Origin of the sequence: Nocardia rhamnosiphila NBRC 108938 (genome assembly GCF_000720425.1) — a bacterium.
Taxonomy (GTDB): domain Bacteria; phylum Actinomycetota; class Actinomycetes; order Mycobacteriales; family Mycobacteriaceae; genus Nocardia; species Nocardia rhamnosiphila.
In genome coordinates this window covers 63,693-82,478 of sequence record NZ_JOAJ01000010.1, presented here as the reverse complement: position 1 = coordinate 82,478, position 18,786 = coordinate 63,693, and the positions used below count along the sequence as shown (strand labels likewise).

Sequence of the window (18,786 nt, the reverse complement as noted above, 5' to 3'; positions counted from 1 at the left end):
CGTCACAGGGTGAATTCGGCGATCACCGGAGCGTGGTCGCTGGCACCCTTGCCCTTGCGTTCCTCCCGGTCCACCCCGGCGTCTACCACCGTCGCGGCCAGGGCCGGCGAGGCCAGCACGAAATCGATCCGCATCCCTTCCTTACGCGGGAAGCGCAGCTGGGTGTAGTCCCAGTAGGTGTACACGCCGGGGCCGGGAGCGAAGGGCCGCATGACATCGGCGAAACCGGTATCGGTGATCGCGGTGAACGCGTCCCGTTCCGGTTGCGAGACATGGGTTCTGCCGGCGAACAGTTCCGGTGACCACACATCGTCGTCGGTGGGCGCGATATTCCAGTCCCCGACCAGAGCCGTCTTCGTCTGCGGGTCGGCGGCCAGCCAGCGGGCGGCGTTGTCGCGGAGCGCGGCCAGCCAGGCCAGTTTGTACTCGTAGTGCGGATCGGCCAGCGCGCGCCCGTTGGGTACGTACAGACTCCACACCCGGACTCCGTCGCAGGTGGCGCCCAGGGCCCGCGCCTCGACGGTCGGTGAGGGGATGAGCGTATCGGCGGCGTCCCGGTCGAATCCGGGCTGGTCCGGGAACCCGATCTCCACCTCGTCGAGACCGACCCGCGACGCGATCGCCACCCCGTTCCACTGGTTCAACCCCACATGCGCGACCTCGTAGCCGGCCTCGGCGAAACGCTCGAAGGGGAACTGGTCGTCCCGGCATTTGGTCTCCTGGATCGCCAGCACATCGATGTCCTGGCGATCCAGCCAGGCCAGCACCCGGTCCTGCCGGGAGCGGATCGAATTGACATTCCAGGTGGCCAGGCGCAACAAATTACCTTTTCGCGAGTCGGGTGAACCGTAGTCCGGGGTGTACCGGCGTTACGGTCCGGCCACCCCGGAACTGCCGGGGACGGCGTAGCGGTAGCTGTGGTGATCGACGAACCCGAGTTCGCCGAACAGCTCCAGGGCGTCCACATTACCGGCCTCGACCTGGACGTACGCATGTGTCGCGCCACGATCGCGACCCCAGCGCAGCAGTTCCCCGCAGACGAGTGCGGCCAGCCCGTGCCGGCGATGGGCGGCCACCACCGCCACACAGGTCAGGCCGACCCAGCGGCGGCCGTCGGAGGCGGAGGTGAGTGCGCCGCGGGCGATGGCGATGGGATTGGGCAGGCCCAACGAGGCGAAACCCAGCTGCCCGTCGTGCACGGCGGAGAGCACTTCGGGCAGCGGGACCGTGGCGGAGTGGCCGCTCGGTTCGTCGCCGCGGTAGCGGTGGATCTCCAGCCACGCGATATCGGGTTCGGGCGCGATACGCACCATGGACGGGCCCTGTGGGAGGACGAAATTCTCCAGGTCGATGCCCAGGACACGGGTTTCGCCCCAGCTGTTCCAGCCCGGCGGCACGGTGGCCAGCCGGTCCGGAAGTGCCAATTGCAGCGGCAATCCCTGGGCGGCATACCAGGCGCCGATCCGGTGCAGGGTGTCCGGAGTGATCCGGGCCGGCCCGTTCGAATCACCTATGGGCACCGCGGAATTGGCGCGGCGGGTGTAACCGTGTCCGGCGCGCAGCAGCCAGCCGTCGATCCAGGCGGATTCCGTGCCGGGCCAGCCGAACGCCGCCGCGGTCTCCAGCGCGCGGATCTCCGAGGTGCGAATCGGCCTGGGAGCCAGCGATTTCAACGCCACCACGCCGGCCGCCGGGATCATCACCGGATGGCCGTCGGCGGCCAGGATGGTCAGCGGATTCGTCTCCACCACCTCACCGATCACATCGGTGAGCGGCGGGGTGCTGCCCTCGGGGAGCCGGTATCGCACCACGACCCGCTCGCCGAGCGGGATCTCCGTGATCGGGATGTCGCCGTCGTGGTCGTGCGGATCAGTCGTCATGTCCGAAGGGGTCCGGATCGCTGCCGGGCAGCCAGGTACGGCCGGGAATGCCCCAGCCGTTGCGTTTGACGGCCTTCTTCGCCGCCCGCGCGTGGCGTCCGACGAGGACGTCGATGTAGAGGTAGCCGTCGAGATGGCCGACCTCGTGCTGCAGCATGCGGGCGAAGAAATCGGTGCCCTCGACGGTGACGGGTTCGCCGTGCTCGTCGGTGCCGGTCACCCTGGCCCACTCGGCCCGGCCGGTGGGGTACTGCTCGCCGGGGACCGACAGACAGCCCTCTTCGTCGTCGTCGGGATCCGGCATGGTCTCCGGGATCGCCGAGGTCTCCAGTACGGGGTTGATCACCGCTCCCCGGCGTCGCACCACCGTACCGTCCTCGGCCCGGTCCGGGCAGTCGTAGACGAAGAGGCGCTTGGACACTCCGACCTGGTTGGCGGCCAGGCCGACGCCGTTGGCGGCGTCCAGGGTCTCGTACATATCCGTGATCAGCCCGGCCAGTTCCGCCGGCGATTCGGTCACCGGCGCGGTGGGGCCGTGCAGCACGGGGTCGCCGACGATCACGATGGGCAGGATTGACATGACACGAGCTTATTGGGGGCGGCGGCGGCCGGTGAAAAGGGCCTGCTCTGCGTGGCCGCCGGTACCGATCCGGGCAGGTGGAACGGGTTCTCGCACAATATGTGGTACTACCGTACCGGACACGCCGGACGTCGACGCCAGCGCTCGTCCGGACGGCGTGGTTGAATATCGCAAGGCAGTAACACGGTGACCCGATCGTGCCCTGATACGGCGATCGCGTCCGGTGGTAACTCGGCGAGGAGCAAGATGGACGGCGCAGCAGCGCGGGATCTTTCCGCAATCCAGGGCGGTCCTCCGGCCAACACAGCGAATACGAATCCCGAAGGGGCTCGAGATCCCGAGAGCGGCCTGAGTCGCCGCGAACACGAGATCCTGGCCTTCGAGCGACAGTGGTGGAAGTACGCGGGCGCCAAAGAAGAGGCGATCCGCGAACTGTTCGCGCTGTCACCGACCCGTTACTACCAGGTGCTCAACACCCTCATCGACCGGCCCGAGGCCTTGGCCGCCGACCCGATGCTGGTGAAGCGCCTGCGCAGGCTACGCGCCAGCCGGCAGAAATCCCGAGCGGCGCGAAAGCTCGGCTTCCAGGTCTAGGACGTGATGATCCGGGCGGTGGCGCCGTGCTTGCGCCCGTCCGGGCGGTCCAACCGCTAGGCTCGGGCGGGTGAGCAATTCGAACCCTGGCTCCGGTGGACCGCCGCTGCGTGCGACGGCAATGGTTCTGATCGCCCTGTCGATCGTTTTCGCCGGTCTGGGCGCGATGTCGCTGTCGAGTGCGGACTCGGAGAGTTCGGACAATGCCGAGAGCACGGCGGCCTCGTCGACGACCGCGCTGGCCGCGCCGCGCGCCGGCACCACCACCGCGGCCGCGCCCACCACCGCGGCCGTCGAATCCGGTACCACCACCACCGCCGCGCCGAGCACCACGGCGGCGGCCGGCGGGGTCGATCGATCGGCCCCGGTCCGGGTGCTCAACAACAGCATGGTCGCGGGTCTGGCATCCACGACCGCGAACGAGCTCACGGCACGCGGCTGGACCAACACCTCCACCGGCAACTACGCCGCCACCACGCTCGAGAACACCACCGTGTACTACGGTCCGGCGCCGGCCGACGAGGCCACCGCCGCCGCGGTCGCCGCGGATATCGGCGCCACCACCGCGCCGATGATCCCGGGTCTGGGCGACGGGTCGGGAGTCGTCGTGGTGGTGACCGGTCGGTGACACGCGTCTCCCGAGATCGGGGGTGTCCCGGTCGGACCGGGGCGGCGTGGCATTATTTTGTGCGTCGAAAGATCGTTGTCGAAACGCTCTACCCCTAAACTCGGTACTCGTAAAGGAGTTCCCTGATGGCACAGTCCACTTCTCGTCGCCGGTCTTGGCGGAGCGTGACCCCGGTGCTGGCTGTCGCGGCTTTCGGCCTCGTTGCCTGCACGAACAGCCAGGAATCCAGTGACGTGACGGGGACGACTCCGCCGGTGTGGACCTCGTCCCCGGCCCCGGCCGGTGCGGGCGAGTCCGGTGAGCACGGAGAAGAGCAGAAGTCCCCGGCCGGTTCGGGGACCGAGGTCGAACTGAAGTCGCCGAGCGGCGCCAAGGTCGGGACGGCGAATATCGCCGACGAGGGCAACCATCTGCGGATCACCGTCGACACAACCGGTTTGACCCCCGGTTTCCACGGCCTGCACATCCACCAGGACGGCAAATGCGAGGCGAATTCGGCCCCGCCCGCCGGTGGGGCGCCCGGTGACTTCCTGTCCGCGGGTGGGCATCTGCAGGTCGGCGGTGCCACCGGGCACCCCGCCAGCGGTGACCTCACCTCGCTGCAGGTCCGCAAGGACGGTCACGGTTACCTGGTGACCACCACCGACACCGTCACCCTGAGCGATATCCGGGGCAAGGCGATCATTGTGCACGCCAATTCGGACAACTTCGCCAATATCCCGGACCGTTACAGCCGCGAGGGTGGCGCCGGCCCGGACCAGCAGACGATGAGCACCGGTGACGCGGGCGGCCGGGTCGCCTGCGGCGTCATCGGTTAGACGCAAGACGGAGGGGCCGATATGGGTGGGGCGCGGATCGAGCCGGTGCCGTTCCGCGGTTCGCCTCGGCCGACCGTGGGGATCGAATGGGAGATCGCGCTCGTCGACAAGACGAGCCGCGATCTGTCCAATACGGCGGCAGCCGTTTTCGACGCGGTGGGTGAGCTGCGGGCGCACGACGGCACCCCGCAGGTGACCAAAGAACTGCTCCGCAACACCGTGGAACTTGTCACCGGGGTGCACGAAACCGTCGGGGCCGCTGTGGCGGATCTCTCGGGCACCATGGATACGGTGCGCCGGGCCGCCGACGAACTCGGCGTGGATCTGTTCTGCGCGGGCACGCATCCGTTCGCGCAATGGTCCACTCAGCAGCTCACCCGGTCGGAGCACTACGACGAACTGATCGAACGTACGCAGTGGTGGGGTCGGCAGATGCTGATCTGGGGCGTGCACGTGCACGTCGGGGTGTCGCACCGGGACAAGGTTTTTCCCATTCTCAACTCCCTGCTGCTGTCCTATCCGCATCTGCTGGCGCTGTCGGCCTCCTCACCGATGTGGTCGGGTTCGGACACCGGGTACGCGAGCAATCGCGCCTTGATGTTCCAGCAGTTACCCACGGCGGGACTGCCGTTCCAGTTCGAGAACTGGAACGAATTCGAACGCTATGTGCACGACCAGATGAAAACCGGTGTGTTCGAACAGCTCGGCGGTATGCACTGGGATATCCGGCCCGCCCCGAAGTGGGGAACCATCGAGGTGCGTATCTGCGACGGTATCTCCAACCGGGCGGAACTGGCCGCTCTCGCGGCGTTCATCCACTGCCTGATCGTGCATCTGGACGAGCGGGTGGAACGCGGTGAGTCGCTGCCCACCCTGCCGCCCTGGCATGTGCAGGAGAACAAATGGCGGGCCGCGCGTTACGGGTTGGACGCCATCGTGATCGTGGGTGACGACAACCGTGAACGTCTGGTCACCGAGGACCTCGACGATCTGCTGACCCGGCTGGAGCCGACCGCGCGGCGCCTGGATTGTGTGGCGGAACTCGCCGCGGTGGCCGATATTCCGCGGCGTGGGGCCAACTATCAACGGCAGCGGCAGGTGGCGGCGGCCGCGCAGGGGGATCTGGTCGCGGTGGTGGACGCGCTGGTCCGCGAACTCGATAGCTGACCCGGGTCGGTACGCTGCTGTTCAGCAGCCCGGTGACCTGCCGTTCACGTGCCGTTTACGATGGTCGGGTGCTAGTCGAAAACCCGAATATGGGAGCTGGAGCAGCGGCGCACAGTGCTGTGCCGCGCCGGGGGGTTCGGGTCGCCGCCGTCGCCGCGGTACCGGTACTGCTGCTGGTGTTGCAGGGCGTGGCGATGTGGCGGGATTTCGAAGGGCCGCTGACGAGCCTGGCCCGCGACTACATCGGCACCCCCAAATCCATGACCGTGCCCTGGGCGGGCCTGGTGCTCGCGCTGGTCGGTATCCCGGCCCGGCGCCGGTGGATCGCCGCGGGGGCGGCGGTACTGATCGATCTGGCGTACGCGGGCGTGCGGCTGCTGCTGGGGGGACCGTTCACCGTGGGCAACGGGCCGGTCCTCGTGCTCACCGCGCTGGCGCTGGTGGCCTGGTTGCGCTGGACGGGTGCCGAACGGCGCAACGCGCTGCACGCGGCCGCGCTGGGCGCGCTGCTGATCCTCGCGACCAAGGTCGGTGACGTCTGGTTGCACATCACCGTGGACCTGCGGCCACAGGTACTGGACCAGTACGTGATGCTGGCCGATCACGCGCTCGGTGATCCGGCGTGGGTGATGGGCCGGGTACTGGAAACCTTGGGACCGATACCCGACGCGGTACTGCACTGGGTGTACATCGAACTGCCGGCGGCGGCCATCGTGGTGGCGGTCTGGCAGCTGCGCTCGGTGGCGGCGGGCGGCCGGTGGCCGAATCACTATCTGGTGCGCACGTTCCTGGTGCTCGGTCTGGTCGGACCGCTGGTGTACATACTGTTTCCGGTGGTCGGACCGATGTTCGCCTACGGGGTCGACGGGAACGGCTTCCAGCTCGGCAACTTCTGGCCCGATGTGCTGCCGCCGCTCGACCGTGCGCCGGAAGCGATGGCCTTCGACTCGTTCTCCCCGCGCAACTGCATGCCCTCGATGCACACGGCGTGGGCGCTGGCGCTCTTCCTGCACACCCGCCGCAACCCCGACGGTTCGCTCGCGCCGACCTGGTTGCGCTGGGGTGGGATGTTCTGGCTGCTGTGCACGCTGGCCGCGACCCTCGGTTTCGGCTACCACTACGGCGTGGACCTGGTCGCCGGGGCGGTGCTCTGCCTGACCGTGGAATCGGCGCTGCGGGAACCCGAACGCGGCTGGGGCCGGTTCCGGATCCGGCTGGTGGCCGGTGGGGCGGTGATACTGGTGACGCTGCTCGTCGGCTACCGGTATCTGGCGGTGCACATGGCCGACTATCCGGTGGTCGCGGGTTCGGTCGTCTCGGCGCTGCTCGCGGCGATGGCGGCGGGTTTCCACGCCACGTGGTTCGCCCGGCGGCGCCGCGAGCGGCCGGTTCCGGCCGGGGTCGCGACACTGCCGGCTCGCGCCGCGGACGCGGTGGTCGCCACGGCCGACCCGCTCGATACGGCGGCCCTCGATACGGCAGCGGTGGCGGCCCACGGCACCGCCGAGGTCACGGCTGCGGCCGATCCAGTTCGTCCTCGAGTTCGTTGACCACCAGCAGGTCCTTGCGGTGCAGCTGCTCCCGGTAGGCGGTGCGGCCGATCAGATGGGCGATCACCGGTGCGGTGAGCAACGTGAACAGGCCCACCAGCACCAGCATCCACACATTGGGGTCGTCGTAGACCCGGATACAGGTGCCGGCCAGCACCGAAATAAGACCGATGACCTGTGGTTTGGTCGCGGAGTGCATACGAAACAGGGTGTCCGGGAACCGGACGATGCCGACAGCCGCGGTCAGCGCGAGTACCGCACCGAAAATGATCAGGATGCCGGAGATCCAGTCGAATACGGTGTTCATCGGTCGTCCCGGACCCGGAAGCGGGTGACGGCGGCCGAACCGAGGAAGCCCACCAGCGACAGCGCGACGATGGCGGGCACCACGCTGGTGTCGCGGCTGTAGGCCGCCCACACCGCGAGACCGCAGATTGCCATCGCGATGATCGAGTCGATCCCGACCACCCGGTCGAGGGTGTCGGGGCCTGCGAGTATGCGGTAAGCGGTGATCAACGCGGCCGCACTGAGCAGGACCGCGGCCACCACGGCCACGACGATCACTTGGTCACCTCCTGACCGGTCGGCGGGGGGAGCGGAGTGGCACGACGTTCCAGCCCATCGATCAGCAACCGCTCCAGCACCCGGATGGTGCGGTAGAACTCGGCCACCGCCTCCGCACTGCTCACATCGATGACGTGCACGTAGGCCGCACAGTGTTCGCGATCGATCTCCAGCACCATGGTGCCCGGGATCAGATTTATCAGGTTGGTGCACAGCACCATGACCAGATCCGACCGGAACGCGAACTGCACCTTCAGCACGCCGGAAGGGGGCGGCGGCCCGGGCCGCACTGCGAACCAGGCCAGTTGGAAACTGGATTCCAGGGCGTAGTAGATGCTGACCGCCGTCAGTTTCACCAGCGGGACCGGCCGTAACCGTCCGCGCGTCGGTATCCAGGGCAGTGGGAGGGCCACCATGATGACCACTCCGACGCCGGCGCCCGCCAGCACATTGGCGACGCTGACCTGGCCCCACAGCGCCACCCACACCGCGGTCAGCCAGATCAGGACGCCGACGCGCAGTACATTGTCGCGGTTCATCAGTTTGCTCATTGCGACCCCCCGCCCAGGACCGCGCCGATATAGACGCCCCGGTCCTGCAGTTCGGCCGCGGCACGGTCGGCGATCCCCAGGACCGGGCCCGCCCATACCGTCAGCGCCAATCCGACCGCGACCAGCGCCGCGGTCGGCAGCACCATCATGGTCGGCAACCGGCCCGGATCGGTGCGTTCGTCGTAGAGCATGTCGGTGTTGTCCTCCACCAGCGACGGCAGGGTGGCGGCCACCAGGTGGCCCTCGGGGGCCTGTTCGCGGGGCCGCCAGAACGCCTTGCTCCAGGTCCGCGCCATGACGTACAGGGTCAGCAGACTGGTCACCACCGACCCGGCGACCAACACCCAGGCGAGTACGCTGCCGTCCTGCGCGCCGGCCTGGAGAAGCGCCACTTTGCCGATGAAACCGGAGAAGGGCGGTATCCCGCCGAGGTTCAGCGCCGGGATCAGGAACAGACCCGCCAGGAGTGGGCTTGCCGCGGCCAGCCCGCCCACCCGCCGCAGCGAGGTGGAGCCCGCCTGGCGTTCGATCAGTCCGGCCACCAGGAACAGCGCCGTCTGCACCAGAATGTGGTGCGCGATGTAGTACACCGTGCCCGCCAGCCCGATGGAACTGGCGATGCCCACCCCGAACATCATGTAGCCGATATGGCTGACCAGCGTGAAGGAGAGCAGTCGCCGGATATCGCTCTGCGCGATGGCACCGAATATGCCGATCAGCATGGTGAGCAGGCCGCTGATCATCAGCAGATTGTCGAATCCGCCGTCCGGGAAGAGCAGTGTCTGGGTGCGCACGATCGCGTACACACCGACCTTGGTGAGCAGGCCGGCGAACACCGCGGTGACCGGTGCCGGCGCGGTGGGGTAGGAGTCGGGCAGCCAGTTCGACAGGGGGAACACCGCGGCCTTGATACCGAAGGCGACCAGCAGTACGGCGTACACCGCCTGGCGGATGCCATCCGGGATGGCGTCCATCCGCTGGGCCAGTTGCGCGAAATTGAGGGTGCCGGTGGCGCCGTAGGTGACAGCGGTGCCGATCAGGAAGATCAGCGACGACACCATGGAGACCATCACATAGGACACCCCGGCGCGGATACGTTCCGCCGTCGCGCCCAGGGTGAGCAGGACGAACGAGGCGACCAGCAGTATCTCGAAACCGACGAACAGGTTGAACAGGTCGCCCGCCAGGAAGGCCATCGCCACACCCGCGCTGAGGATCAGGTAGGTGGGCCAGAAGATGGAGGTCGGCTGGCGGACCTGGGCGTCGCTGATGTTCTGGCCGGCGCCGTAGAGGGCGACCGCGAGCAGCACGATCGCCGAGACCAGCAGCATGGCCGCGGAGAGCCGGTCCACCACGATGGTGATACCGATGGGGGTTTCCCAGCCGCCGACCTGAACGGCCACCGTCCCGTCGCGGTCGGCCAGATACAGCAGCACCCCGCAGACGGCCACCGCGGCGCTCAGCGCGACCGTCGCCAGGATCCGCTGGACGCGGGCGCGCCGCCCGGCCACCAGAGTCGCGGCGGCGGCCAGCAGCGGGATGAGCACCGGCAGCGGGGCGAAGGCGGGGACCAGATCGGGGGACAAGCTCATTCTTCGGGTTCCTCCGGCCGGCGCGCGGCGATCCCGACATCCTCCGGGTCGTTCTCGACTTTTTCGCTCGTGGTCAGGATGTAGGAGCGATAGGCCAGGGCCAGCACGAACGCCGAAACACCCATGGTGATGACGATGGCGGTCAGCACCAGCGCCTGGGCCAGCGGGTCGGCCATGGTGCTGTGGGCGATATCGTCCGTGCCCCGGATCGGTGCCGCTCCATCGGGTCCGCCCATGGTGAGAATGAGCAGGTTCACCGCATTGCTGAACAGCAGGATGCCGAGCAGCATTTTCGTCACGGTGCGTTCGAGCAGCAGGTACACACCGCAGGCCACCAGTACGCCGACGACGATCAGCAGGGTCAGATTCGCGCTCATGACTGCACCAACTCGTCGTCGAGGCGCGCGCCGAGGCTGCGCAATACGTCCAGCACGAGACCCACCACGATCAGGTAGACACCCAGGTCGAAGAACAGCGAGGTCACCAGTTTGACGTGGCCGAGCAGTGGAACCGTGATCTCCAGGATGGCCGAACTCAGCGGCGGCGCCCCCAGCAGCAGTGAGGCGCTGGCGGTACCGGCGGCGAGGATCAACCCGGCGCCCAGCAGATGGCCGGCCTCCACCGGTAGTGCCTCACCCAGTTCGTACTGGCCGCCCGCGAGATAACGCAGCACCAGCGCCAGCCCCGCGATGAGACCACCGGCGAAACCGCCGCCGGGCGCATTGTGGCCGGAGAAGAAGAAGTAGACCGACAGCACCATGATGGTGGGGAACACCAGGCGGGTCGTGATCTGCAGGACCATGGAGCGGTCGCGGCGGTCGACCAGCCGGCCCGCGGGCAGCCAGCCCACCTTGCCGCCGGGCCGGTAGTTGGGTGCGTCGGCGGCGCGCGGCGGCAGACCGAACCGCCGGCTGCGGAACACCAGCGAGGCCACGCCGGTGGCAGCTACGACCAGCACCGATATCTCGCCGAGCGTATCCCAGGCACGGATATCGACCAGCAGCACATTGACCGCGTTCTTGCCGCCGCCGAACTCGTAGGCCGCGTCCGGGATACGTTCCCAGATGGGCCGGGTGTTGCGCGCCGTCGCGGCGAATGCCGCCAGCACCGGCACCGCGATACCGGCCGCGATGGCGATCGCCGCCCGGCCGACCTGGAAGCCGGCCTGCTGTTCCGGTCCGATCTCGGCCGGGAAGGCCCGCAGGACCAGAACGAACACCACCAGTGTCAGCGTTTCCACGAGGAACTGTGTCAATGCCAGGTCGGGCGCGCCGTGCAGGGCGAAGACGACACCGCATCCGTATCCGGTGAGCCCGACCACCAGCACACTGGCGAGCCGGTTGCGCAGTACGGTCGCGCCCAGCGCCATGGCGATCATGATGGCGCCGATCACCATTTGCAGCGGGGAGTCCCACAGGCGAAGTTCGACCCCGGCCCGGGTACCGACCGCCAGTACCACCGCGGGCACGATCACCAGGGTGCCGAGGATGACCGCTTGAGTGAGCGGCAGCGAACCGCGCTGGACGGCACCGGTCATGCGCAGCGAGAGCCGGTCGGCCGCCCGCAGCGCGGCATCGTAGCCGCGGTCGGCGTTGCCCAGCAGGGTCGCCGATTCACCGAACCGGTCCCGTGCCGCGAACAGGGCGAGGCCACCGGCGATGATCACGACGGTGAGCAGCAACGGCCAGGTCAGGCCGTGCCAGAGTTGAAGGTGACCGGTCAGGGTGCCGGGCAGGGTTTCGGCATAGGGTGCCAGCAGACCGTCCATCCAGGGAGCGGCGAGTCCAGCGCCCAGCGAGCCCACGGCCAGCAGCACGGGCGCCGCGCTCAGTCCGATACCCGGCGCGTGCCACCCCGGGACCGGGACTCCGGGCTTGTCGGCGAAAGCGCCCCAGACGAAGCGCGCGCTGTAGGCGACGGTGAGCATGGACCCCAGCACCAATCCGGCGGCCAGCAGCAGCCGCACGGTGGGTGAGAGCGGCGCGGCGTCGAGTTCGGCGGCCAGCGCCGACTCCTTCGCCACGAATCCCCAGAGCGGTGGGATGCCCGCCATGCTCAGCGCGGCAAGCGACGCGGCACCGAAGAGGACAGGTGAGCGCCGGCCCAATCCGGAGAGTTCGCGCAGGTCTCGGGTGCCTGCCCCATGGTCGATGATGCCGACCACCAGGAAGAGCGCGGCCTTGAACAGCGCGTGCGCCACCACCAGGCCGATACCGGCGAGCGCCGCATCCGGGGTGCCCAGGCCCACCATGGTCACCAGGAAGCCCAGCTGACTCACGGTGCCGAAGGCCAGAACGAGTTTCAGATCGGTGACCTGCATCGCGCGCAAACCGGCCAGCAGCATGGACGCCAGGCCGAGAGTGAGGACGAGCGGTCGCCAGACCGGTTCGTCGGCGAACGCGGGTGCCAGGCGCGCGATCAGGTAGACGCCGGCTTTCACCATGGCGGCGGCGTGCAGGTAGGCGCTGACCGGGGTGGGGGCGGCCATGGCGCCGGGCAGCCAGAAGTGCAGCGGCACGATGGCGGATTTACTCAGTGCGCCCACCAGGACGAGGACCACCGCGACCTGTATCGCGAGGCCGCCGGGCCGGTCGGTGGCGGCCAGCAGATCCGACAGCAGGTAGCTGCCGTACGCCTCGCCGAGGATGACGATGCCGGCGAGCATGGCCAGGCCGCCCGCACCGGTGACCAGCAGGGCCTGGAGAGCCGCGCGGCGGCCCGGCACGCTGTCGGAGTTGTGGCCGACCAGCAGGAACGACAGGACGGTGGTCACTTCCCAGAAGGTGAACAGCAACAGCATGTTGTCGCTGGTGACCAGGCCGAACATGGCGCCGGAGAAGGCGACCAGCCAGGCGGCGAAGGAGCCGAGCTTCGGTTCGTCGTCGGTGAAGTAGCGGGCGCAGTAGGCCAGGACCAGGGCGCCGATACCCAGGACGAGCGCGCTCATCACGGTGGCCAGGGAGTCGAAGCGCAGGTCCAGGCTCAGATCGATGGTCGGAGCCCACTGCATCCGGACCTTTATCTCGTCGTTCCAGTGGGCGATCACCCAGCCGAGGCAGCCCAGCGGTACCAGCGCCAGCGGATAGAACGCGTTGCGGCCCAGTACTCGCACGGCGGAGGGCGCGATCAGCGCGGCCAGGGCGTGTGCGAGCAGAATGGCGAGCAAGCGTTACCTCCGTCGAGATAGGGGCGGCGGGGTATTGCGCGCTCATCATATGCGAGCACGAACTGGGACAATCGTACAGATTAAGCGATGCGCGCTCGCATCCGGCTACCCTCGGGCAACGATTTCACCAGGTCAGGCATATCGGACAGAACGGGAGCGAGTCAGCGGCGGGACTCCGCGTACCGGCGCAGCGACTCCACCTGATCGGCCTCCAGCGAGGGGCGCACCGCCCGGCGGGCGGCGTCGATATCCGCGGCCGTCACATCCGCGGCATCCACATCACGGCGCATGGCCGCCAGCGCCGCCTCGCGCAGCAGTGCCGCGCAGTCCGCGGCGGAGAAACCGTCCAGCTCGGCCGCGAGCCGGTCCAGGTCCACCGACTCCGCCAGCGGGACCGCGCGGCCGGTCGTACGCAGAATGGCCGCCCGGGCCTCGGCGTCCGGTGGGGGCACGAACACCAGCCGTTCGAGCCGCCCCGGTCGCAGCAGGGCCGGATCGATCAGTTCCGGCCGGTTCGTGGCGCCCAGGACCACCACATCGCGCAGCGGTTCCACTCCGTCCAACTCGGTGAGCAGCGCCGCCACCACCCGGTCGGCGACTCCGGAATCGGAGCTCTGGCCGCGGCGCGGCGCCAGCGCGTCCACCTCGTCCAAGAAGATCAGCGAGGGCGCCGAGTCCCGGGCCCGCTGGAACAGCTCGCGCACCGCACGTTCGGAGGAGCCCACCCATTTGTCCATCAGCTCCGCGCCCTTGACGGTGTGGACGCTCAGCTGCCCGCTACCCGCCAGCGCCCGCACCAGGAAGGTTTTCCCGCAGCCGGGCGGCCCGTACAGCAGCACCCCGCGGGGCGGCTCGATACCGAGCCGCGCGAACGAATCGGGGTGCCGGAGTGGCCAGAGAACCGATTCGGTCAGTGCCTGCTTGGTCTCGGCCATATCGCCCACATCGTCCAGACCGAGACTGCCGATCGCCAATTCCTCGGTGCCCGAGCGCGACAGCGGACGGATGACCTGCAGGGCGCCGCTGAGGTCCGCGTGCTCGAGCAGTGGTTCGGTGCCGTCCCGGCTTGCCCGCGCAGCCGCCCGCAGGGCCGCCTCCCGGCACAGCGCGGCGAGATCGGCGACCACGAACCCGGGGGCCGACGACGCGATCTCGTCCAGTCGTAGCTCACCGGTGGGCACCTTGCGGAGCAGCTGTTCGAGCAACGCCCGGCGCATCCCGGCGGTGGGCAGCGTGAGCGCGACCTCCCGGTCGCACAGATCGGGCGCCCGCAACCGCCGGTCGATCGCCGCCGGATGCGCGGTGGTGGCCAGCAGCGCTACGCACGGTTCGGCCAGCGCCGCCCGCAACTGATCCAGGATCAGCGTCGCGACCGGTTCGGCCGGTTCGGGTAGCAGCGCGTCGATATCGGTGATCAGCAGAATGCCGCCCCGGCCCGAACCCACGGCCGCGGCCGCGGCGGCGACCGCGCGCAACCGGGCCCCGCTCTCCGCCGCGCCGACCGAGGGCCCGTCCAGTTCCACGATCCGGCGCGGTGCCACGACCGCTCTGGCCAGCGTGGTCTTACCCACCCCGGCCGGGCCGGTGACGAGCACACCCAACCGCGGGGTCGCGCCCAGCGCCTTCAGCAATTCGGGTTCGTCCAGTGCCAGGCTCAGCCATTCCGCCAGCTTCGCCGCCTGCGGTTGCACCCCCGCCAGATCCTCCACTTTCAGTTCGGGAGGCGGCGCTGTCCCGACCGGAACGGATCCGGGTAGGTCGCGGCCTGTCACCGTGTCGAGGTGGCTCGGCGCCAGCGCCTGTTCCGGACCGGGATATTCGTTCACCCGGACAGGAACCGGCTCGTCACCGGTGGCGACCCCCGCCGTCCACTCGACCGCGGTGTTCGGTTGCACGCTCACCGGCGCACCGGGTGGATCGGTGGTGACCACGGTGAGCAATTCGGAGGTCCAGGCGATTCCGAACGCCCGTGACAACGCCTGACTCGCCACCGACGACGGAATATCGGGTCCCAATTCCCGGGGCAGCAGGGATACCGTGTCACCCACGGTCACCACCTTGCCGAGCAGTGCCTGGCGCAGCGTGGCCGCCGGAATCGACTGCGTGGCCTGCCGGGATCCGCTCACGGTGACACGGCGGGCGCCGTACACCACGGCCGGCGCCACCACCACGCCCGCATTCTCCCGCAGGCCGGCATTGGACAGGGTCACATCGTCGAGGAGCGCGGTACCGGCCGGAGTTCCCGCGGGCGCCCGGCCCACCACGGCCGCGGTACGGCGTGCGCCGATGAGTGAGACACCGTCCCATTCGCGTAAACCGAGGGCGGTAAGCGCCTCGGGATGCAGCCGGACCACCCCGCGCCGGGCGTCGGCGGCGGAGGGATTCAGACGAACGGTCAACGCCAACTCAGCCACCGTGCCATTCTGCGCCGCTTTCGGGAAGGCCGGGGCGCGGGCCCGGTGACCGGCTACGCACCCCGGACGTCCGAGGCCGGGAACGGGCGACGAGCGGTTCTGTCGATCGTGCCCCGGGGGTTGGCCCGGGTTCTCGGGTCGGTCCCGGTGCACGGTGAGCGCCACCGTTGATCTCGGTGACGGCGTGTCCCGCGAAATATCACGATCGATACCGGCGGCGATACCGCTGGCCTCACCCACCGCAACGACTAGATCTCGGTGATCGGTAGCTGAAAGTGTGCGGCCACGGCCGGCCGCACTCTCTCTCATCCGTTGACGACGATCCCCGCGACCACGGCGACCTTCTGATCGGCCAGCTTCTGGGAGTTGCACACCAGTTTGGCGGTGCCGAGTGCGGCATTGGGGTTGCCCACGAACGCGCTGTCGGGATTCTCGGCGAGGATCTGGCCGATGAGTTGCTGCTGTTGCGGTTCGTCGAGCTGTGCGAACTGGCCGCAGGTGGTGTCGGAGGGGCGGTCCGCGGCAGGGGCGTCGCCGGCGGAATCGTCCGCGGTCGCGGTGGTTTCCGGCGACTGCGCGGGGGGTTGTGCCGCGCCGGGGGCGGTGGTTTCGGCGGTGGCGCCCTCGCCGGATTCCGTCTGCGGCGCCGTCTGCGCGGTCGCGGTGTTCTTGCGCAGGCCCGACGCTTCGGCCGGCTCATCTTCGGAAGAGCAACCCGAAAGCACCAGCGCCGCGGCGGCGGCAGCGGCGAGCACGGCAGTTGAGATTCGCTTCATTACGCATTCCCCGGTGGTCAGCCACGCCGGAGCCTCCGGCGCGACCAGCAGCGTACCGGGTGGCGCGCGGCCACCCCGGCCGCAGCCGGGGCTCCGGACGCCGGGGTTCAGACTCGGTGGTGCAGGACCATATCCAGTTCGGTGGGGGTGAGCAGACGTTCCAGCCGTTCGTCGATCCTGGCGGTTCCGGAGGGGTCATCGGGTTCGAGTGCCGGGAGTTGCGGCAGTCCCCCGGGGGTCTGGCGGCGCAGTAGCGAGCGAAGGTTCACGGCCCATCACCTCACGGTAGCTGTGTATTTGCTGGCGACGCGTCTTGCTGGCGGTGGCGTGTACGGCAACCGATGGGGTCCCGCAATCGATTCTGCTTCCGGATCGGTGATATCGATACACGGCGCGGGAAAATGTGACCGAGCCGTCGCCTATCGCTACTCTTTCTGATACTTGGAGTTTCATCTACCCGGAGGCAACGTTGCCGAAAAACCTCGAAGCCAGCATCGAAATCGCCGCGCCACCGGAGCGGGTCTGGGCGGTGCTCGCCGACCCGAGCCGGATGCCGGAGTTCAGCCCCCAGTGTGTCCGGATGGTCCCGATCGGCAAGCCGCGAGCGGGCACGCTGACGATCAACCTCAACCGGGACGGTTGGAAGTTCTGGCCGACCACCTCGCGCATCCTGCGCTACGAAAAGAACAGCGCGCTGGCCTTTCGCGTGAGCCAGAACCGGACAGTATGGACCTACACGCTCGAGCCCACCGAGAACGGGACCCGGCTCGTCGAACGCCGGGACGTCCCCAACGGCACCACCTGGGTATCGCGGACCCTGATCGACGCGGTGCTCGGCGGGGAGCCGGCGTTCGAGGAGAACCTGGTGGCCGGGATGAACGAATCGCTGGCGAAGATCAGGACAGCGGCCGAGGCGAACTGAACTTCGGCAGGTTCACGACCTGGGCCGCGTAGGAGAGCCCGGCGCCGAAGGCGATGAGCAGTGCGGTATCGCCGGGCCGGGACTGCCCGGTGCGCAGCAGGGTCTCCATCGCCAGCGGAATCGAGGCTGCCGAAGTGTTGCCGGCCTCCTCGATATCGTTGGCCAGCGCGCAGTTCTCCGGCAGTTTCAGCACCCGCGCCATGATCTCGATGATCCGGCCGTTGGCCTGGTGCGGGATCATGGCGTCCAGGTCGTCGGTGGACAGGCCGGCGCGGTCGATGGCGTCGCGGCAGACCTTCTCCAGGGAGTGCGCTGCCCACCGGAACACCGCGGTGCCCTCCATGGCCAGGTAGGGACGGACGGCGTCGGTGCCCTTCTCCTCGATCTCGGCGAAGAACTCGACCCAGTCCTTGTCCTGGCGGATGACCCGGTGCTGGGTGCCGTCGGAACCCCAGACGGTCGGCCCGATGCCCTGTTCCTCGGCCGCGCCCACCACCACCGCGCCCGCACCGTCGGCGAACAGGAACGCGGTACCGCGGTCGGCCGGGTTGACGGTGTCGCTGAGTTTTTCCACCCCGATGACGAGCACATGCGAGGCGGTGCCCGCGCGGACCAGGTCCGAGGCCATGGCCAGGCCGTGGCAGAAGCCGGCGCACCCCGCCGAGATATCGAAGGCCGCGGCGCCGCCGGTGCCGAGTTCGGTGGCGATCCGGGGGGCGGCGGCGGGAGTCAGCAGCAGATGGGTCGAGGTGGCGACGATGACGCAGTCGACCTGGTCGCCGGCGATCCCGGCCGAGTCCAGGGCGCCGCGACAGGCGGCCACGCTCATCGAATGAATGGTCTCGGTGTCGTCGGCGAAGCGGCGGGTGCGGATACCCGAACGGGTCCGGATCCACTCGTCGCTGGAATCGATCGGTCCGGCTACCTCGTCGTTGGTGACGACGCGCGCCGGGCGGTACACACCCAGCCCCAGGATCGCGGTGTGCTGGGCCCCGGTTGTCTGGGCGATCTGAGTAGCCATGGTGCTTCTCCTATGTACCTGCGGCTGGGCCGCCGCGAGGGTGGACCCGATTTCGATGTGGATTCCTCACCCGCCGGCCGCGTGGTCGCGGTCACCGGGCAATCCGGAGACATGAGGCACCCTCATATTATCTCCAAGTTCGGGCGAGGGCATCGCTTATTCGATATTCGCCGGGGTTATCGAGATCGACTCCGGGTATTGCGGCGATACACGCCCGCGGCCGCGGGTGGGTACCCGGAGAACAAGCGAGGAAAAACTCATGCTCGGACTCGGCATCATCGGCTGGATCATCATCGGCGGTATCGCCGGCTGGATCGCCAGTAAGATCATGAAAACCGACGCCCAGCAGGGCATTCTTCTCAATATCGTGGTAGGTATCGTCGGCGGCCTGCTCGGCGGCTTCCTGCTCTCGGCATTCGGTGTCGACGTGAACAGTGGAGGCTGGTGGTTCAGCTTCTTCACCTGCCTGGCCGGCGCCGTCATCCTCTTGTTCCTGGTGAAGTTGGTCGTACGGAGGTAGGCCTCGGTTCGACACCCGGTGCCACCGGCCTGTTCGGCGTAAG

20 protein-coding genes are annotated in these 18,786 nt (G+C 68.6%); 7 read left to right on the top strand and 13 right to left on the bottom strand.

All coding sequences use genetic code 11. The features are described 5' to 3' along the window. Positions 1-2 precede the first annotated feature (2 nt). The 3 genes from IG75_RS0129845 to IG75_RS0129835 are packed head-to-tail and all read right to left on the bottom strand — an operon-like array spanning position 3 to position 2,460. Positions 3-818, bottom strand: a complete 816-nt coding sequence (locus IG75_RS0129845) for an exodeoxyribonuclease III (RefSeq protein WP_030524685.1) — start codon at positions 816-818, stop codon at positions 3-5. 51 nt (positions 819-869) lie between these two features. Continuing rightward, complete coding sequence (locus IG75_RS0129840; protein WP_030524684.1) at positions 870-1,880, bottom strand: N-acetylglutamate synthase, CG3035 family; 1,011 nt, start codon at positions 1,878-1,880, stop codon at positions 870-872. Further along, a complete protein-coding gene (locus IG75_RS0129835) occupies positions 1,870-2,460 on the bottom strand; it encodes a peptide deformylase (RefSeq protein WP_030524683.1) in 591 nt (196 codons plus the stop codon). The genes IG75_RS0129840 and IG75_RS0129835 overlap by 11 nt, the downstream gene beginning before the upstream one ends. A 246-nt stretch (positions 2,461-2,706) precedes the next feature. Between IG75_RS0129835 and napA the strand changes: the two genes are divergently transcribed. The 5 genes from napA to IG75_RS0129810 all read left to right on the top strand — a co-directional run bounded on the left by napA (position 2,707) and on the right by IG75_RS0129810 (position 7,217). Continuing rightward, positions 2,707-3,054 (top strand): nucleoid-associated protein NapA, encoded by a 348-nt coding sequence (napA, locus tag IG75_RS0129830; RefSeq protein ID WP_030524682.1) that lies wholly within the window; start codon positions 2,707-2,709, stop codon positions 3,052-3,054. A 70-nt stretch (positions 3,055-3,124) separates the two neighbouring features. After that, positions 3,125-3,682, top strand: a complete 558-nt coding sequence (locus IG75_RS0129825; protein ID WP_030524681.1) for a LytR C-terminal domain-containing protein — start codon at positions 3,125-3,127, stop codon at positions 3,680-3,682. Positions 3,683-3,807: 125 nt separating this feature from the next. Beyond that, on the top strand, positions 3,808-4,500 hold the full coding sequence (sodC, locus tag IG75_RS0129820) for a superoxide dismutase[Cu-Zn] (RefSeq protein ID WP_030524680.1): 693 nt from the start codon (positions 3,808-3,810) through the stop codon (positions 4,498-4,500). A 21-nt stretch (positions 4,501-4,521) separates the two neighbouring features. Next, entirely contained in the window at positions 4,522-5,667 is a 1,146-nt protein-coding gene (locus IG75_RS0129815; protein ID WP_030524679.1) for a glutamate--cysteine ligase, read from the top strand. A gap of 89 nt (positions 5,668-5,756) precedes the next feature. Then, positions 5,757-7,217 carry a phosphatase PAP2 family protein gene (locus tag IG75_RS0129810; RefSeq protein WP_081877233.1) on the top strand — a complete coding sequence of 487 codons (1,461 nt, stop codon included), beginning with the start codon at positions 5,757-5,759 and terminating at the stop codon, positions 7,215-7,217. Here the strand turns inward: IG75_RS0129810 and mnhG are convergent. From mnhG to IG75_RS39370, 9 genes are all read right to left on the bottom strand, one after another. Then, complete coding sequence (gene mnhG / locus IG75_RS0129805; RefSeq protein ID WP_030524677.1) at positions 7,177-7,524, bottom strand: monovalent cation/H(+) antiporter subunit G; 348 nt, start codon at positions 7,522-7,524, stop codon at positions 7,177-7,179. The two genes, IG75_RS0129810 and mnhG, sit on opposite strands and share 41 nt — an antisense overlap. Beyond that, a complete protein-coding gene (locus IG75_RS0129800; protein WP_030524676.1) occupies positions 7,521-7,781 on the bottom strand; it encodes a monovalent cation/H+ antiporter complex subunit F in 261 nt (86 codons plus the stop codon). The genes mnhG and IG75_RS0129800 overlap by 4 nt, the downstream gene beginning before the upstream one ends. Then, a complete protein-coding gene (locus IG75_RS0129795; RefSeq protein ID WP_036515609.1) occupies positions 7,778-8,320 on the bottom strand; it encodes a Na+/H+ antiporter subunit E in 543 nt (180 codons plus the stop codon). The genes IG75_RS0129800 and IG75_RS0129795 overlap by 4 nt, the downstream gene beginning before the upstream one ends. Positions 8,321-8,328: 8 nt before the next feature. After that, a complete protein-coding gene (locus IG75_RS0129790; RefSeq protein ID WP_030524674.1) occupies positions 8,329-9,924 on the bottom strand; it encodes a Na+/H+ antiporter subunit D in 1,596 nt (531 codons plus the stop codon). Further along, entirely contained in the window at positions 9,921-10,301 is a 381-nt protein-coding gene (locus IG75_RS0129785) for a Na(+)/H(+) antiporter subunit C (RefSeq protein ID WP_030524673.1), read from the bottom strand. Before IG75_RS0129785 ends, IG75_RS0129790 begins: the two co-directional genes overlap by 4 nt. Further along, positions 10,298-13,090: a Na+/H+ antiporter subunit A gene (locus tag IG75_RS0129780; protein ID WP_030524672.1), complete on the bottom strand. Its 2,793-nt coding sequence runs from the start codon at positions 13,088-13,090 to the stop codon at positions 10,298-10,300. The genes IG75_RS0129785 and IG75_RS0129780 overlap by 4 nt, the downstream gene beginning before the upstream one ends. A gap of 161 nt (positions 13,091-13,251) precedes the next feature. Beyond that, positions 13,252-15,504: an AAA family ATPase gene (locus IG75_RS0129775; RefSeq protein ID WP_030524671.1), complete on the bottom strand. Its 2,253-nt coding sequence runs from the start codon at positions 15,502-15,504 to the stop codon at positions 13,252-13,254. Between the two features lie 305 nt (positions 15,505-15,809). Further along, complete coding sequence (locus IG75_RS0129770) at positions 15,810-16,280, bottom strand: hypothetical protein (RefSeq protein WP_030524670.1); 471 nt, start codon at positions 16,278-16,280, stop codon at positions 15,810-15,812. A 107-nt stretch (positions 16,281-16,387) separates the two neighbouring features. Then, positions 16,388-16,549 (bottom strand): hypothetical protein, encoded by a 162-nt coding sequence (locus IG75_RS39370; protein WP_156059236.1) that lies wholly within the window; start codon positions 16,547-16,549, stop codon positions 16,388-16,390. Positions 16,550-16,749: 200 nt separating this feature from the next. Between IG75_RS39370 and IG75_RS0129760 the strand changes: the two genes are divergently transcribed. After that, positions 16,750-17,202 (top strand): SRPBCC family protein, encoded by a 453-nt coding sequence (locus IG75_RS0129760; RefSeq protein ID WP_030524669.1) that lies wholly within the window; start codon positions 16,750-16,752, stop codon positions 17,200-17,202. On the opposite strand, the gene IG75_RS0129755 is transcribed toward IG75_RS0129760, so the two are convergent. Next, on the bottom strand, positions 17,177-18,223 hold the full coding sequence (locus tag IG75_RS0129755; RefSeq protein WP_030524668.1) for a beta-ketoacyl-ACP synthase III: 1,047 nt from the start codon (positions 18,221-18,223) through the stop codon (positions 17,177-17,179). The genes IG75_RS0129760 and IG75_RS0129755 overlap by 26 nt on opposite strands. Before the next feature lie 259 nt (positions 18,224-18,482). On the opposite strand from IG75_RS0129755, the gene IG75_RS0129750 reads away from it, so the two are divergent. After that, entirely contained in the window at positions 18,483-18,743 is a 261-nt protein-coding gene (locus tag IG75_RS0129750; protein WP_030524667.1) for a GlsB/YeaQ/YmgE family stress response membrane protein, read from the top strand. Positions 18,744-18,786: the final 43 nt, after the last annotated feature.

What these genes read in the sequence shown, in the direction of transcription:
- IG75_RS0129840 (WP_030524684.1), bottom strand. Translation starts at nt 1,880, where the DNA reads ATGACGACTGATCCGCACGACCACGACGGCGACATCCCGATCACGGAG.
- IG75_RS0129835 (WP_030524683.1), bottom strand. Translation starts at nt 2,460, where the DNA reads ATGTCAATCCTGCCCATCGTGATCGTCGGCGACCCCGTGCTGCACGGC.
- napA (WP_030524682.1), top strand. Translation starts at nt 2,707, where the DNA reads ATGGACGGCGCAGCAGCGCGGGATCTTTCCGCAATCCAGGGCGGTCCT.
- sodC (WP_030524680.1), top strand. Translation starts at nt 3,808, where the DNA reads ATGGCACAGTCCACTTCTCGTCGCCGGTCTTGGCGGAGCGTGACCCCG.
- IG75_RS0129815 (WP_030524679.1), top strand. Translation starts at nt 4,522, where the DNA reads ATGGGTGGGGCGCGGATCGAGCCGGTGCCGTTCCGCGGTTCGCCTCGG.
- IG75_RS0129810 (WP_081877233.1), top strand. Translation starts at nt 5,757, where the DNA reads ATGGGAGCTGGAGCAGCGGCGCACAGTGCTGTGCCGCGCCGGGGGGTT.
- mnhG (WP_030524677.1), bottom strand. Translation starts at nt 7,524, where the DNA reads ATGAACACCGTATTCGACTGGATCTCCGGCATCCTGATCATTTTCGGT.
- IG75_RS0129795 (WP_036515609.1), bottom strand. Translation starts at nt 8,320, where the DNA reads ATGAACCGCGACAATGTACTGCGCGTCGGCGTCCTGATCTGGCTGACC.
- IG75_RS0129790 (WP_030524674.1), bottom strand. Translation starts at nt 9,924, where the DNA reads ATGAGCTTGTCCCCCGATCTGGTCCCCGCCTTCGCCCCGCTGCCGGTG.
- IG75_RS0129785 (WP_030524673.1), bottom strand. Translation starts at nt 10,301, where the DNA reads ATGAGCGCGAATCTGACCCTGCTGATCGTCGTCGGCGTACTGGTGGCC.
- IG75_RS0129770 (WP_030524670.1), bottom strand. Translation starts at nt 16,280, where the DNA reads ATGAAGCGAATCTCAACTGCCGTGCTCGCCGCTGCCGCCGCCGCGGCG.
- IG75_RS0129755 (WP_030524668.1), bottom strand. Translation starts at nt 18,223, where the DNA reads ATGGCTACTCAGATCGCCCAGACAACCGGGGCCCAGCACACCGCGATC.
- IG75_RS0129750 (WP_030524667.1), top strand. Translation starts at nt 18,483, where the DNA reads ATGCTCGGACTCGGCATCATCGGCTGGATCATCATCGGCGGTATCGCC.